General features: G+C 69.2%; 13 protein-coding genes and 3 tRNA genes. 12 read left to right on the top strand and 4 right to left on the bottom strand.

What is annotated here, in order from left to right; translation table 11 throughout:
* Positions 1–48 precede the first annotated feature (48 nt).
* The 8 genes from ABH940_RS14115 to ABH940_RS14080 all read left to right on the top strand — a co-directional run bounded on the left by ABH940_RS14115 (position 49) and on the right by ABH940_RS14080 (position 4,995).
* Positions 49–121, top strand: a tRNA-Thr gene (locus ABH940_RS14115).
* Positions 122–166: 45 nt separating this feature from the next.
* Positions 167–242: transfer RNA gene (locus ABH940_RS14110), tRNA-Met, on the top strand.
* Between the two features lie 83 nt (positions 243–325).
* A complete protein-coding gene (gene rpmG / locus ABH940_RS14105; protein WP_004571794.1) occupies positions 326–490 on the top strand; it encodes a 50S ribosomal protein L33 in 165 nt (54 codons plus the stop codon).
* A 189-nt stretch (positions 491–679) separates the two neighbouring features.
* Complete coding sequence (locus ABH940_RS14100) at positions 680–1,135, top strand: MaoC family dehydratase N-terminal domain-containing protein (protein WP_370068895.1); 456 nt, start codon at positions 680–682, stop codon at positions 1,133–1,135.
* Between the two features lie 7 nt (positions 1,136–1,142).
* Positions 1,143–1,571, top strand: a complete 429-nt coding sequence (locus ABH940_RS14095; protein ID WP_370068893.1) for a MaoC family dehydratase — start codon at positions 1,143–1,145, stop codon at positions 1,569–1,571.
* 70 nt (positions 1,572–1,641) lie between these two features.
* Positions 1,642–2,286, top strand: a complete 645-nt coding sequence (locus ABH940_RS14090) for a TetR/AcrR family transcriptional regulator (RefSeq protein ID WP_370105370.1) — start codon at positions 1,642–1,644, stop codon at positions 2,284–2,286.
* A gap of 79 nt (positions 2,287–2,365) precedes the next feature.
* Positions 2,366–3,868, top strand: a complete 1,503-nt coding sequence (locus ABH940_RS14085) for a DHA2 family efflux MFS transporter permease subunit (protein WP_370105369.1) — start codon at positions 2,366–2,368, stop codon at positions 3,866–3,868.
* A 68-nt stretch (positions 3,869–3,936) separates the two neighbouring features.
* Positions 3,937–4,995 (top strand): UDP-N-acetylmuramate dehydrogenase, encoded by a 1,059-nt coding sequence (locus ABH940_RS14080; RefSeq protein ID WP_370068887.1) that lies wholly within the window; start codon positions 3,937–3,939, stop codon positions 4,993–4,995.
* A gap of 21 nt (positions 4,996–5,016) precedes the next feature.
* On the opposite strand, the gene ABH940_RS14075 is transcribed toward ABH940_RS14080, so the two are convergent.
* The 4 genes from ABH940_RS14075 to ABH940_RS14060 form a co-directional block, all read right to left on the bottom strand.
* Positions 5,017–6,018, bottom strand: a complete 1,002-nt coding sequence (locus ABH940_RS14075; RefSeq protein WP_370068885.1) for an ABC transporter permease — start codon at positions 6,016–6,018, stop codon at positions 5,017–5,019.
* Positions 6,015–7,181 (bottom strand): ABC transporter ATP-binding protein, encoded by a 1,167-nt coding sequence (locus ABH940_RS14070; RefSeq protein ID WP_370105368.1) that lies wholly within the window; start codon positions 7,179–7,181, stop codon positions 6,015–6,017. Before ABH940_RS14070 ends, ABH940_RS14075 begins: the two co-directional genes overlap by 4 nt.
* A gap of 104 nt (positions 7,182–7,285) precedes the next feature.
* Positions 7,286–8,350: an adenosine deaminase gene (locus tag ABH940_RS14065; RefSeq protein ID WP_370105367.1), complete on the bottom strand. Its 1,065-nt coding sequence runs from the start codon at positions 8,348–8,350 to the stop codon at positions 7,286–7,288.
* Positions 8,351–8,562: 212 nt separating this feature from the next.
* Positions 8,563–9,801, bottom strand: coding sequence for a pyridoxal phosphate-dependent aminotransferase (locus ABH940_RS14060; protein WP_370068878.1), 1,239 nt, complete (start codon positions 9,799–9,801; stop codon positions 8,563–8,565).
* 247 nt (positions 9,802–10,048) lie between these two features.
* Between ABH940_RS14060 and ABH940_RS14055 the strand changes: the two genes are divergently transcribed.
* The 4 genes from ABH940_RS14055 (at position 10,049) to rplK (ending at position 12,271) form a co-directional block, all read left to right on the top strand.
* Positions 10,049–10,121 (top strand) — tRNA-Trp (locus ABH940_RS14055).
* 109 nt (positions 10,122–10,230) lie between these two features.
* The gene (gene secE / locus ABH940_RS14050; protein WP_370068876.1) at positions 10,231–10,566 is read left to right on the top strand and encodes a preprotein translocase subunit SecE; all 336 of its coding nucleotides are present in this window, start codon (positions 10,231–10,233) and stop codon (positions 10,564–10,566) included.
* 191 nt (positions 10,567–10,757) lie between these two features.
* A complete protein-coding gene (gene nusG, locus ABH940_RS14045; protein ID WP_370068874.1) occupies positions 10,758–11,615 on the top strand; it encodes a transcription termination/antitermination protein NusG in 858 nt (285 codons plus the stop codon).
* Between the two features lie 221 nt (positions 11,616–11,836).
* Positions 11,837–12,271: a 50S ribosomal protein L11 gene (rplK, locus tag ABH940_RS14040; protein WP_370068872.1), complete on the top strand. Its 435-nt coding sequence runs from the start codon at positions 11,837–11,839 to the stop codon at positions 12,269–12,271.
* Position 12,272 lies beyond the last annotated feature (1 nt).

Here is a 12,272-nt window from a genome sequence, read left to right as displayed (position 1 = left end):
AACGGATTTCACGGTTGGGCTGCGGACCGTGTAATGTCTTCCCCGTTCGCCCCTATAGCTCAGTCGGTAGAGCGTCTCCATGGTAAGGAGAAGGTCTGCGGTTCGATTCCGCATGGGGGCTCGGATGATAGGGTTCCCCGCCGTCGGCGGGGAACGCGATCGTCGTGGCGGTGTAGCTCAGTTGGTAGAGCAAGCGGCTCATAATCGCTGTGTCACCGGTTCAAGTCCGGTCACCGCTACCACACCCGTAGCCGATTTCCTGGTTCAGGCCTGGTCGGCTACTCTTGTCTGTCTGTAACGTTGTCTGTCCCAGGAAGGCACTCCCGTGGCCGCCACTGATGTCCGTCCGAAGATCACGCTGGCGTGCGTGGAGTGCAAGGAGCGGAACTACATCACCAAGAAGAACCGGCGTAACGACCCGGACCGTCTTGAGATGAAGAAGCACTGCCCCCGCTGCAACGCTCACACCGCGCACCGCGAGACCCGCTGACCCTGCGCCTGCGCGCATCGTCGCATCTCGTCAGCATCTTCGGGTTCTTAGAGAACCTTGAGCCGAAGGCCGTCTCCGTTTCGGAGACGGCCTTCGGCGTGTCCAGAACGTCGTGTCCGGACCTGTGTCCGGAACGGTGTCTGGAAGTCTGTTCGACAACGCTCAGTCGACAACTCTCAGGAGTCGTGCATGCCGCTGGATCCCTCCCTCATCGGGCGGACGTATCCGCCCACCGCGCCCTACGAGGTCGGGCGCGAGAAGATCCGCGAGTTCGCCGAGGCGGTCCGTGACGCCAACCCGGCGTACACCGACCCTGACGCGGCCAAGGCGCTCGGTCACCCGGACGTGATCGCGCCGCCGACCTTCCCGTTTCTGATCACTTACCGTGCCGCCGCGCAGGTGGTCCAGGACCCGGAGTTGGGCCTGGACTTCAGCCGGGTCGTCCACGGCGACCAGAAGTTCGTCTACAGCCGCCCGGTCCGCGCCGGTGACCGACTGCGGGTCACCTGCGTGATCGAGTCGATCAAGTCGCTGGCCGGCAACGACGTGCTGACGGTCCGTGGCGAGGTGCACGAGGAGAGCGGCGAGCACGTGGTGACCGCCCTCATGATGCTGGTCGCCCGCGCGGCCGAGGCGGGGGAGTGAGGCGGGGATGACCGCGATCATCAACTACGACGACGTCGAGGCGGGCACGGAACTCCCGGCCCAGACCTTCCCGGTGACCCGGGCCACGCTGGTCCAGTACGCGGGCGCCTCGGGCGACTTCAACCCGATCCACTGGAACGAGGCCTTCGCCAAGGGGGTCGGACTTCCGGACGTGATCGCCCACGGCATGTTCACCATGGCTGAGGCGGTCCGGGTGGTCACGGATTGGACCGTCGACCCGGCCGCGGTGGTCGAGTACAGCGTCCGCTTCACCAAGCCGGTGGTGGTGCCCAACGACGAGACCGGGGCGACGATCGAGGTCAGCGCCAAGGTCGCGGCCAAGCTGGACGAGCGCCGGGTCCGTGTCGACCTGACCGCGACCAGTGCCGGCCAGAAGGTGCTGGGCATGGCCCGCGCCGTCGTCCAGCTGGGCTGATCTGGGCCCGACCGCGGGGAGTCGGCCGGAACCTCTTGCATGGTTAGTAATCAGCCACTAACTTTGAAGCATGGCGAAGACGAGCATGCGGATGAGTGCGGAGGAGCGGCGCGAGAGCGTCATCCGCGCCGCGATGGTCGCGTTCGCCGACGGTGGCTACAACGGCACCTCGACCGCCGAGATCGCTCGGCAGGTCGGGGTGTCGCAGCCGTACCTCTTCCGGCTTTTCGAGAACAAGCGGGCACTCTTCGAGGCCGCCGTTCGGCGCTGCATGGAGGAGGTCAAGGAGAGCTTCCTCGTGGCGGCCGAAGGGCTGCGGGGCGAAGAGGCGCTGACCGCCATGGGCGATGCGTACTTCGAGCTGATCGGGGACCGCAGCCGACTGCTCATGCAGCTGCAGATGTACGTGTCCACCGCTGCCGCCGAGGCGGCAGGGGATCACGAGGTGGGCAGGGCCGTCCGCGCGCTCTGGGAGGACCTCTGGGACTCGGTGGTTGCGGCCTCCGGCTCGACGCAGGAGGAGGTCGGCCAGTTCTTCGCCTGCGGCATGCTCATCAACTCCCTGGTCGCTATGGGCTTTCCGGCGGATCACCGGGTCTGGCAGGCGCTCGGCGAGAAGCCGGACGAGCAGGCAGGCGATACGACGGACGAGAACGCAGGCGATACGACGGACAAGAAGGCAGACGAGAAGAAGACGGATTCGAGCGGCGACTGAGGTCCCTTCGCGGGGACGGCCGCCATTTTTCGGTCGCTGAAAGTTATTGATTAATCACTAGATGCGCCAGGGGGACACCATGCGCACCAACCCCACCGCCCGGAACGACGCACCGGCCCGCAAGGGCAAGGTCAGCCCGGCTGTCTGGGCCTTCGTCATCACCAGCACCGCAGGCTTCATGGCGGCGCTCGACAACCTCGTGGTCACCACCGCGCTTCCCTCCATCCGAGCCCATCTGGGCGGTGGCATCACCGACCTGGAATGGACGGTCAACGCCTACACGCTGACCTTCGCCGTGCTGCTGATGCTCGGCGCGGCGCTGGGGGACCGGTTCGGACGGCGTCGGCTCTTCACCATCGGGCTCGGGCTCTTCACGGTCTCGTCGCTCGCCGCCTCACTCGCGCCGAGCATCGGCGCGCTGGTCGCCGCACGCGCGGCGCAGGGCGTCGGCGCGGCGCTGCTGATGCCGGTCAGCCTGACCCTGCTCACCAACGCCGTCCCTGCCGCCAAGCGCGGCGTGGCTTTCGGGGCCTGGGGAGCGGTCAACGGCATGGCCGTGGCGATGGGTCCGCTGATCGGCGGGACCGTCGTCGAGCACCTGTCCTGGCAGTGGATCTTCGCCCTCAACGTCCCGATCGGCATCCTGCTGCTGCCGCTGGCCCGGCTGCGGCTGACCGAGTCGTTCGGGCCCAACAGCCGGCTCGACGTCACCGGCACGGCCCTGGCGAGTGCGGGCCTTTTCGGGATCGTCTACGGCCTGATCCGCGGCAATGCGGACGGCTGGACCAGCGCGCCGGTGCTGTCCGGGCTGGTCGGAGGCGCGGTGCTGCTGGTCGGCTTCCTGGTCTGGGAGTCCCGGACGGCCCACCCGCTGCTGCCGCTGCGCCTCTTCCGCAACCGCACCTTCGCTGCTGTCAACGCGGCGTCGATGCTGATGTCGCTCGGCATGTTCGGCGCGATCTTCCTGCTCAGCCAGTACCTGCAGAACGTCCAGGGCTACAGCCCGATGGGTGCGGGCGTGCGGATGCTGCCGTGGACCGGGATGCCGATGATCGTCGCGCCGTTGGCCGGGCTGCTGGTCGACCGTATCGGCGGCCGGATCGTCATCGCCGTCGGCCTGGCGCTCCAGGCGATCGGATTGGGTTGGTTCGCGGCGATCGCCGCCGCCCACATCAGCTACACGAGCCAGATCCCCGGGCTGGTGATCTCGGGCACAGGCATGGCGCTCTTCTTCGCCCCGGTGGCGGCCGTGTTGATGGGCTCGGTCCGACCTGAGGAGCAGGGTGTGGCCTCCGGCACCAACAACGCCCTGCGTGAGGTGGGCGGCGCCCTCGGCGTCGCGGTCCTGACGTCGGTCTTCACCGCCCGAGGCAGCTACGCCAGCGGGCAGAGCTTCGTCGACGGGCTGGTCCCGGCGCTGTGGGTCGGCGCGGCCGTGATCGCGATGGCGGTGGTCGCGATCCTGATCGCCCCGCGCCGCAGCAGTGCCGCAAAGGCGCAGGCGCAGCCCGTGGAGTCGGGCACCCAGGCGGGCACTCCGGTGGCCGAGGAGGAGACCCCGACAGCGGAGCCGGTCGCCTGAGCGCGGGGCCGGTCGGACCGGCGCAGGAAGCAGACAGGGTGTCCGGTGTCGCCGGATACCCTGTCCCCGTGCAGGAACTCCATGACGCTCCCCTCGCCCCCCTGACCACGCTCCGCATCGGCGGCCCGGCCGGGCGGCTGGTGACGGCGACGACCGACGACGAGGTCGTCGCCGTCGTCCGCGCGGCCGACCAGGCGGGCGAGCCGCTGCTGGTGCTCGGCGGCGGCAGCAACCTGGTGATCGGGGACGAGGGCGTCCCCGGTACCGTCCTGCGCATCGCCACCAAGGGCTTCGCCCTCGACGGCACCACGCTGGAACTGGCCGCCGGCGAGGTCTGGTCCGACGTCGTCGACACCGCCGTGCTGGAGCACGGCCTGGCCGGCATCGAGTTCCTGGCCGGGATCCCGGGTTCGGCCGGTGCCACACCAGTGCAGAACGTCGGCGCCTACGGCCAGGAGGTCTCCCAGACCATCACCGAGGTCGTCGCCTACGACCGCCGGGCCGGGGAGACGGTCACGGTCTCCGCCGAGGACTGCGCCTTCGCCTACCGGCACAGTCGCTTCAAGGCCGAGCCGGACCGCTGGGTGGTGCTGCGGGTCCGCTTCGCACTGGAGGACGCCGACGGCATGTCGACGCCGGTCCGCTACGCCGAGACGGCGCGCACCATGGGCGTCGAGCAGGGGGACCGGGTGGAACTGCGCGCGGCCCGCGAGGCGGTGCTGAAGCTGCGCAGCGGCAAGGGCATGGTGCTGGACCCGGAAGACCACGACACCTGGTCGGCGGGCTCGTTCTTCACCAACCCGATCCTGACGCAGGCCGAGCACGAGGCCTTCCTGGCCCGGGTCGCCGAGCGGCTGGGGGCGGACGTCCAGGCACCGGCGTACCCGGCGGGGCCGGGGCACGTGAAGACCTCGGCCGCCTGGCTGATCGACAAGGCCGGCTTCACCAAGGGCTACGGCACCGGCCCGGCCCGCCTCTCCAGCAAGCACACCCTCGCCCTGACCAACCGCGGCACCGCCACCGCGGCGGACCTCCTCGCGCTGGCACGCGAGATCCAGGCCGGGGTGGCGAACGCCTTCGGCGTGACGCTCGTCAACGAGCCGGTGATGGTCGGGGTCTCGCTCTGAGACCCCGAGCCATGAGTGGTGTCAGGCGTCGCGGCTGAGGAGCAGCGCGTAGGCGCCGGCCAGGGCGACGGCTGTGGCAGCTCCCAGGTACACGAGCATGTCTGTTGCCGTCGGGCCGGTGTCCTGCACCATCTCGCCGTACTGGTACAGCAGGCCGCTGATGAACGAGTAGTTCATCAGCTTCTCGCCGATGTTGCCTCCGACGAGGATCGCCATCACGAAGGGCACGAAGATCAGGCCCAACATGATCACGATGGCCGGGGCGGAGCGCTTCAGCATGGTGCCGAGGGCGAAGGAGAACATCGTCACCAGCGAGAGGTAGAGCCCCGAGCGGAACGCGGTGTCGATGGTCGTCCCCGTGGAGACCGAGTCGCCGAAGTTGCCGGGGAGGATCGCGTGTGACACCAGCAGGCTGAAGGCGCTCAGCGCAATCCCGGTGACCAGTGACCCGAAGAACAGCATCAGCACTTTCGCGGTCAGCACGCGCCCTCGGCGCGGACAGGCGATGAGTGTGTTACGGATCATGCCCGAGGAGTACTCGGCCGCGATCACCATCACGCCGAGCGGTGCGTACAGCAGCAGCGCGATGATGCCACCGTAGCCCGAGTCGGACATGAACTGGCTTCTCGCGACCTCCTCCAACCCGCTGTAATGCGAGGAGAGCAGGAAGTCGAAGACGGGCATCGACAGCGTGGCGCAGATCAGCAGCCACAGCGTCGACCGGGTGGTCCAGAGCTTGGTCGACTCCGACACGAGGGCGTGCAGCAGGTTCGGGCGCTCAGCGGCCCCGGCCATGCCGGGAGTGCGCGCGGGCTGGACCGGCGGCTGACCCGGGAACTGTCCCGGCATCTGCCCCTGCCCCGGCATCTGGCCCTGCGGTGGCGTTTGGCCCTGCGGTGGGAAACCGGGCTGCGGTGCGTAGCCGGACTGCGGCGGGAAGCCGGGCTGCGGTGCGTAGCCGGGCGCGGGGGCGGGTGCGCCCTGCGGCGGGTACGTCGGGGGGTACGGCTGCGACACGCTCATCCCTCGCTCTTCGTCGCATAGGGGTTGACCTGCTGCGGCTGGTACTGCGGCTGCTGGGCGGGACCGCCCGCGGTGGGCGGGAACCCGTAGCCGGGCGGCGCGGCTTGCGGAGCCTGAGCCGGCTGACCGTACGGGACGGGTTGGCCCGGTGTGGGCCCGTAGCCCATGGGCGGGGGCGCCTGCATGCCCGCCGGCGCCTGCATGGCCCCCGGCTGCGGGTAGCCCGGGCCTGCGCCCTGCGGCACGGCCCCCGGCCCGGACGCGCGGTACTCGACCGCGTGCTGGGTCATCCGCATGTACGCCTCCTCCAAGGAGGCCTGCTGCGGCGAGAGTTCGAGCAGGCGGATGCCCTGTGCGTGGGCCAGCTCGCTGATCCGGTTGGCCTCCAGCCCCGTGACCTTCAGCGAACCGTCCGGGTTCGGCTGGGCGTTGCCGCCCGCCGCCGAGAGCACGCCCACCAGGCGGGCGGAGTCCTCCGGCGGGGTGCGGACGCCGACATAACCCGACGAATACTGCTGGATGAAGCCCTGCAGGCTCATGTCGGCCAGCAGCTTGCCCTGACCGATGATGACCAGGTGGTCGGCGGTCAGCGCCATCTCGCTCATCAGGTGGCTGGAGACGAAGACCGTGCGGCCTTCCGAGGCCCAGCTGCGTATCAGTTGGCGCACCCAGAGCACGCCCTCCGGGTCGAGACCGTTGACCGGCTCGTCCAGCATCAGCACCTGCGGGTCACCCAGCAGTGCGGCGGCGATGCCGAGCCGCTGGCCCATACCGAGCGAGAAGCCCCCCGCGCGCCGCCCGCCCACCTCCTGCAGACCTACCTGAGCCAGTACCTCGTCCACCCGGCGGCCAGGCAGCCCGCTGAGCCTGGCGAGGCTGAGCAGGTTCGCCCGTGCGCTGCGGCCGGGGTGCATCGACTTGGCGTCGAGCAGCGCGCCCACGGTCCGTGCCGGATTGGCGAGTTGTTTGAACGGCTGGCCGCCGACGGTGACGCCTCCGGAGCTCGGTGAGTCAAGTCCCAGGATCATGCGCATCGTTGTGGACTTCCCGGAGCCGTTGGGCCCGAGGAATCCGGTGACGATACCGGGGCGAACCTGGAAACTGAGGTTGTCGACGGCTGTTTTGGCGCCGTAGCGCTTGGTCAGGCCGCGCGCCTCGATCATGGATACTCCTGCTGCACGGGCGACATTCGGTCATGTCCATCCCATCACGAACGGACGACGGAATGTCACCCCAAGCCGCGGGTGCCGCACTTGACGCAGGCGGCCTATCCGGCCGGGGCCTCCAGCCAGGCGTCCACCCCGGCCAGCAACCGGCCCTGGACCGGCTCCGGCGCCAGCGAACCGCGGATGCTCTGGCGGGCCAGCTCGGCCAACTCCTCGTCGGTGAAACCGTGGTGCTCGCGCGCCAGTTCGTACTGCTCGGCCAGACGCGAGCCGAAGAGCAGCGGGTCGTCCGCGCCGAGCGCCATCGGCACTCCCGCGTCGAAGAGCCTGCGCAGCGGCACGTCCTGCGGGTGCTCGTAGACGCCCAGCGCGACGTTGGACGCCGGACACACCTCGCAGGTGACCTGGTCCTCAGCGAGGCGACGCAGTAGCGCCGGGCTCTCCGCGGCGCGGACGCCGTGGCCCACCCGGCCCGCGCCCAGGTCGTCCAGGCACGACCGGATGCTCGAGGGCCCGGCCAGCTCCCCGCCGTGCGGGGCGGCCAGCAGCCCGGCATCGGTGGCGATCCGGAAGGCGCGGTCGAAGTCGCGCGCGAGCCCGCGCCGTTCGTCGTTGGAGAGACCGAAGCCGACCACGCCCTGGTCGGCGTAGCGGACGGCGAGACGGGCCAGGGTGCGGGCGTCCAGCGGGTGCTTCATGCGGTTGGCGGCAACCAGGACCCGGATGCCGACCCCGGACATCCGCGAGGCCTCGTCGACGGCGTCAAGTACCAGCTCCAGCGCGGGGATCAGGCCACCCAGCCGCGGCGCGTAGGAGGTCGGGTCGACCTGGATCTCCAGCCACCCCGAGCCGTCGGCACGCTCGTCCTCCGCGGCCTCGTGCACCAGCCGCCGGATGTCCTCCTCGTCCCGCAGTACGGAGCGGGCGGAGTCGTACAGCCGCTGGAACCGGAACCAACCCCGCTCGTCCGTCGCCCGCAGTTTGGGCGGCTCCCCGGAGCTGAGCGCCTCCGGCAGACGGACGCCGTGCTTGTCGGCGAGCTCCATCAGGGTGGCGGGGCGCATGGAGCCGGTGAAGTGCAGGTGCAGATGCGCCTTGGGCAGCAGACGCAGATCGCGCTGCGCGGGCTCGGTGACGGGACGGGACGGGGCAAGGACCTGTTCCATCCACAGATCCTCGCGCATCGACGGGGCGGAAGGGAAACAACAATTTCCGGCCGCCCGATCGAGTGATCTTTGGGCAAGAGACAAGGGAGAGGTGGAAAGCGTCAGGGGCGCGGGGCTCTGCTTTGCCGCGCCACGCGCCACGCAGCCACGCGGCGGAGCCGCAGATCAGCAGAGCCCGCGCCCCTGAGTAGTGCAACCAGCTGAGAGAGCGACTACTGCGCCTCGGCGAGCAGCTTCTGCACGCGGGTCACGCCCTCGACGAGGTCCTCGTCGCCCAGCGCGTAGCTGAGCCGGAGGTAGCCCGGGGTGCCGAAGGCTTCGCCCGGGACGACCGCGACCTCGACCTCGTCCAGGATCAGCGCGGCGAGCTCGGCGGACGTGGCCGGGCGACGGCCACGGATCGCCTTGCCCAGCAGGCCCTTGACCGACGGATAGGCGTAGAACGCGCCCTCCGGCTCGGGGCAGACCACGCCGGGGATCTCGTTCAGCATCGAGACGATCGTGCGACGGCGCCGGTCGAAGGCGACCTTCATCTCGTCGACCGCGGTCAGGTCGCCCGCGACGGCGGCCAGTGCCGCACGCTGGGCGACGTTGCTGACGTTGGAGGTGGCGTGCGACTGCAGGTTGGTGGCCGCCTTGATGACGTCCTTGGGGCCGATCACCCACCCGACCCGCCAGCCGGTCATCGCGTAGGTCTTGGCCACGCCGTTGACCACGATGCACTTGTCGGCCAGCTCCGGCACCGCCACCGGCAGCGAGACGAACTCCGCGTCGCCGTAGACCAGGTGCTCGTAGATCTCGTCCGTCAGCACCCACAGGCCGTGCTCGGCCGCCCAGCGGCCGACCGCCTCGACCTCGGCGCGGGTGTAGACCGCGCCCGTCGGGTTGGAGGGGGAGACGAAGAGCAGCACCTTGGTGTTCTCCGTGCGCGCGGCCTCCAGCTGCTCGACGGAGACCTTGTAGCCGGTGGTCTCGTCGGCCACGACGACGACCGGGGCACCGCCCGCGAGCTGGATCGACTCGGGGTAGGTGGTCCAGTACGGCGCGGGCACGATCACCTCGTCGCCGGGGTCGAGGATCGCGGCGAAGGCCTCGTAGATGGCCTGCTTGCCACCGTTGGTGACCAGGATCTGGGAGGGCTCCACGGACCAGCCGGAGTCGCGCAGCGTCTTGTCGACGATCGCCTGCTTGAGCTCGGGCAGGCCGCCGGCCGGGGTGTAGCGGTGGTTCTTCGGGTCACGGCAGGCGTCGACCGCGACCTGGACGATGTAGTCCGGCGTCGGGAAGTCGGGCTCGCCCGCGCCGAAGCCGATCACCGGGCGGCCGGCGGCCTTGAGGGCCTTGGCCTTGGCGTCCACGGCGAGGGTGGCCGACTCGGCGATGGCGCCGATCCGGGCCGAGACCCGGCGGTCGGCGGGACGGATGCTGGGGTCAGGGGAGACAGCGCTCATGACTGCATGCTCGCAGACGCAGGGAGAGGTGGCGGAGGCATTCCGCGATGCGACCCGAACGAGTTCGGCACGCGGGACCCACGCGAGACCCACGGGGTACTCGGCGGTACTCATTCGACGCGCACGCCGTGTCCCCTCTACACTCAACCCTCGTTGGAAGCCCACCGACGGCGCGGGCCCGGCAGCGAACCTGCCGACCGTCCGATGCTGTAGGTTGGTCACCGCGAGTTCGCTACACGGACTCCAAAGGGTCGTAGCTCAATTGGTAGAGCACCGGTCTCCAAAACCGGTTGTTGGGGGTTCAAGTCCCTCCGGCCCTGCTGTCCGCCCTGTCGGAAACTTCGTACAGGCGGTACCGTCAGCAGTGCAATCAGGGGCCCCGTGGTTCACGGGTGCCCCTACGGGTACCCGATTTCAGGTGAGGGACTAGTGACGGAGACCGTAGGCTCCACCGCCACACCTGAGAGTGGTTCGGGTGGCTCCGGCGACGAGGATCTCTCCCGTCGTGACCGGAAGCGTGCTCGCAAGTCCGCCGACCCTGAGGGTAAGGGCGGCCGGGGCCGCGAGAAGCGACCGAACGTCTTTGCGCGCAGCGCGCGTCTCTACCGCCAGATCATCGCGGAACTGCGCAAGGTCGTCTGGCCGACCCGCAACGAGCTGACCTCCTACACCTCGGTGGTCATCGTCTTCGTGCTGGTGATCATGGCGCTGGTCTACGGCCTCGACACCGGCTTCGTGAAGCTCGCCTCGATCCTCTTCGGCTGAGCCGACCCGAGCTGGTCGGAGTTGAGCCGAGTCGGCTCTTTCGGCCCGACCGCGCGTCCTCACAGTCCCGGCGTCGCACCTCTCCGCTGGCTTGCTCCGCGCCCCGACCCGAGCTGTCCGGGCGCTCCGCTAACGTTGAGTCGGTATCGTGGAATCCACCGACCGTTCACAAGCAGGAAGAAGCAGCCAACGTGTCTGAGTCCCACTCGTACGACGCCGCTGAGGCCCAGGAGGCCGAAGAGCAGGCGTGGGGCGACGACTCCGCCGAGGAGATCGTCGACAACGCCGATTCCGACGTCGACGAGAACGAGGCTGCCGAGGAAGCGGCCGGCCGCTCCGCGGAGGAGGAGGCCATGAGCGTCGTCACCGGCGACGAGTCCTCCGCCACGGAGGCCTTCGAGGAGGCGTCCGCCGCGGTCACCGAAGAGGACGGCGTCGACATCGACCCCGTGGTCGCCTTCCGTGAGGAGCTGCGCACGGCGCCGGGCGAGTGGTACGTGATCCACACCTACGCCGGCTACGAGAACCGGGTGAAGGCCAACCTGGAGCAGCGCGCTGTCTCGCTGAACGTCGAGGACTACATCTACCAGGCCGAGGTGCCACAGGAAGAGGTCGTCCAGATCAAGAACGGCGACCGCAAGACGATCCGCCAGAACAAGCTCCCCGGCTACGTGCTGGTGCGCATGGACCTGACGAACGAGTCCTGGGGCGTCGTCCGCAACACCCCCGGCGTCACCGGCTTCGTCGGCAACGCCTACGACCCGTACCCGCTGACGCTGGACGAGGTCGTCAAGATGCTCGCCCCCGACGTCGAGCGCGCCGCCGCCAAGGAGGCCGGCAAGCCGAGCCCGGTCCGTCCGAGCGAGGTCCAGGTCCTCGACTTCGAGGTCGGCGACTCGGTCACCGTCACCGACGGTCCGTTCGCCACGCTGCAGGCCACCATCAACGAGATCAACCCGGACTCGAAGAAGGTCAAGGGCCTCGTCGAGATCTTCGGTCGCGAGACGCCGGTCGAGCTCTCCTTCGACCAGATCGCCAAGAACGACTGACGTCCGACTCACGTCGTCCGACGGCCCCGCGCCCCTCACTGAGGGGTGCGGGGCCGTCCGGATTTCGGGCTGGGCGGGGTCTCGGTCTATCCTGGTTGGATGTGTGTGCAGTGCGGGCCGGCTTTCTGAGCCCCCGCCGAAGCCACACGGTTATCCAAGGCCCCGCTGGTGCGCTGTCGCGCGCCGGTCGGGAACACCTCTCGTAAGGACCCGGAGAGAGCATGCCTCCCAAGAAGAAGAAGGTCACGGGGCTTATCAAGCTCCAGATCAACGCTGGTGCGGCCAACCCCGCGCCGCCCGTCGGCCCGGCCCTGGGTCAGCACGGCGTCAACATCATGGAGTTCTGCAAGGCCTACAACGCGGCCACCGAGTCGCAGCGTGGCATGGTGATCCCGGTGGAGATCACGGTCTATGAGGACCGCTCCTTCACCTTCATCACCAAGACTCCGCCGGCCGCCAAGCTGATCCTCAAGGCTGCGGGCGTGGAGAAGGGCTCCGGCGAGCCGCACAAGACCAAGGTCGCCAAGATCACGGCTGCCCAGGTCCGTGAGATCGCCACCACCAAGATGCCCGACCTGAACGCCAACGACATCGAGATGGCCTCGCGCATCATCGCGGGTACCGCTCGTTCGATGGGCATCACCGTCGAGGGCTGAA

It is taken from the genome of Streptacidiphilus sp. BW17 (assembly GCF_041262485.1).
Classification (GTDB): domain Bacteria; phylum Actinomycetota; class Actinomycetes; order Streptomycetales; family Streptomycetaceae; genus Streptacidiphilus.
This window is presented reverse-complemented; position numbering and strand designations above follow the sequence as displayed.

Bases quoted from the DNA above. Each gene is read 5' to 3' on its own strand.
- ABH940_RS14100 (WP_370068895.1), top strand. From the start codon at position 680: ATGCCGCTGGATCCCTCCCTCATCGGGCGGACGTATCCGCCCACCGCG.
- ABH940_RS14095 (WP_370068893.1), top strand. From the start codon at position 1,143: ATGACCGCGATCATCAACTACGACGACGTCGAGGCGGGCACGGAACTC.
- ABH940_RS14090 (WP_370105370.1), top strand. From the start codon at position 1,642: ATGGCGAAGACGAGCATGCGGATGAGTGCGGAGGAGCGGCGCGAGAGC.
- ABH940_RS14085 (WP_370105369.1), top strand. From the start codon at position 2,366: ATGCGCACCAACCCCACCGCCCGGAACGACGCACCGGCCCGCAAGGGC.
- ABH940_RS14075 (WP_370068885.1), bottom strand. From the start codon at position 6,018: ATGAGCGTGTCGCAGCCGTACCCCCCGACGTACCCGCCGCAGGGCGCA.
- ABH940_RS14070 (WP_370105368.1), bottom strand. From the start codon at position 7,181: ATGATCGAGGCGCGCGGCCTGACCAAGCGCTACGGCGCCAAAACAGCC.
- ABH940_RS14065 (WP_370105367.1), bottom strand. From the start codon at position 8,350: ATGGAACAGGTCCTTGCCCCGTCCCGTCCCGTCACCGAGCCCGCGCAG.
- ABH940_RS14060 (WP_370068878.1), bottom strand. From the start codon at position 9,801: ATGAGCGCTGTCTCCCCTGACCCCAGCATCCGTCCCGCCGACCGCCGG.
- rplK (WP_370068872.1), top strand. From the start codon at position 11,837: ATGCCTCCCAAGAAGAAGAAGGTCACGGGGCTTATCAAGCTCCAGATC.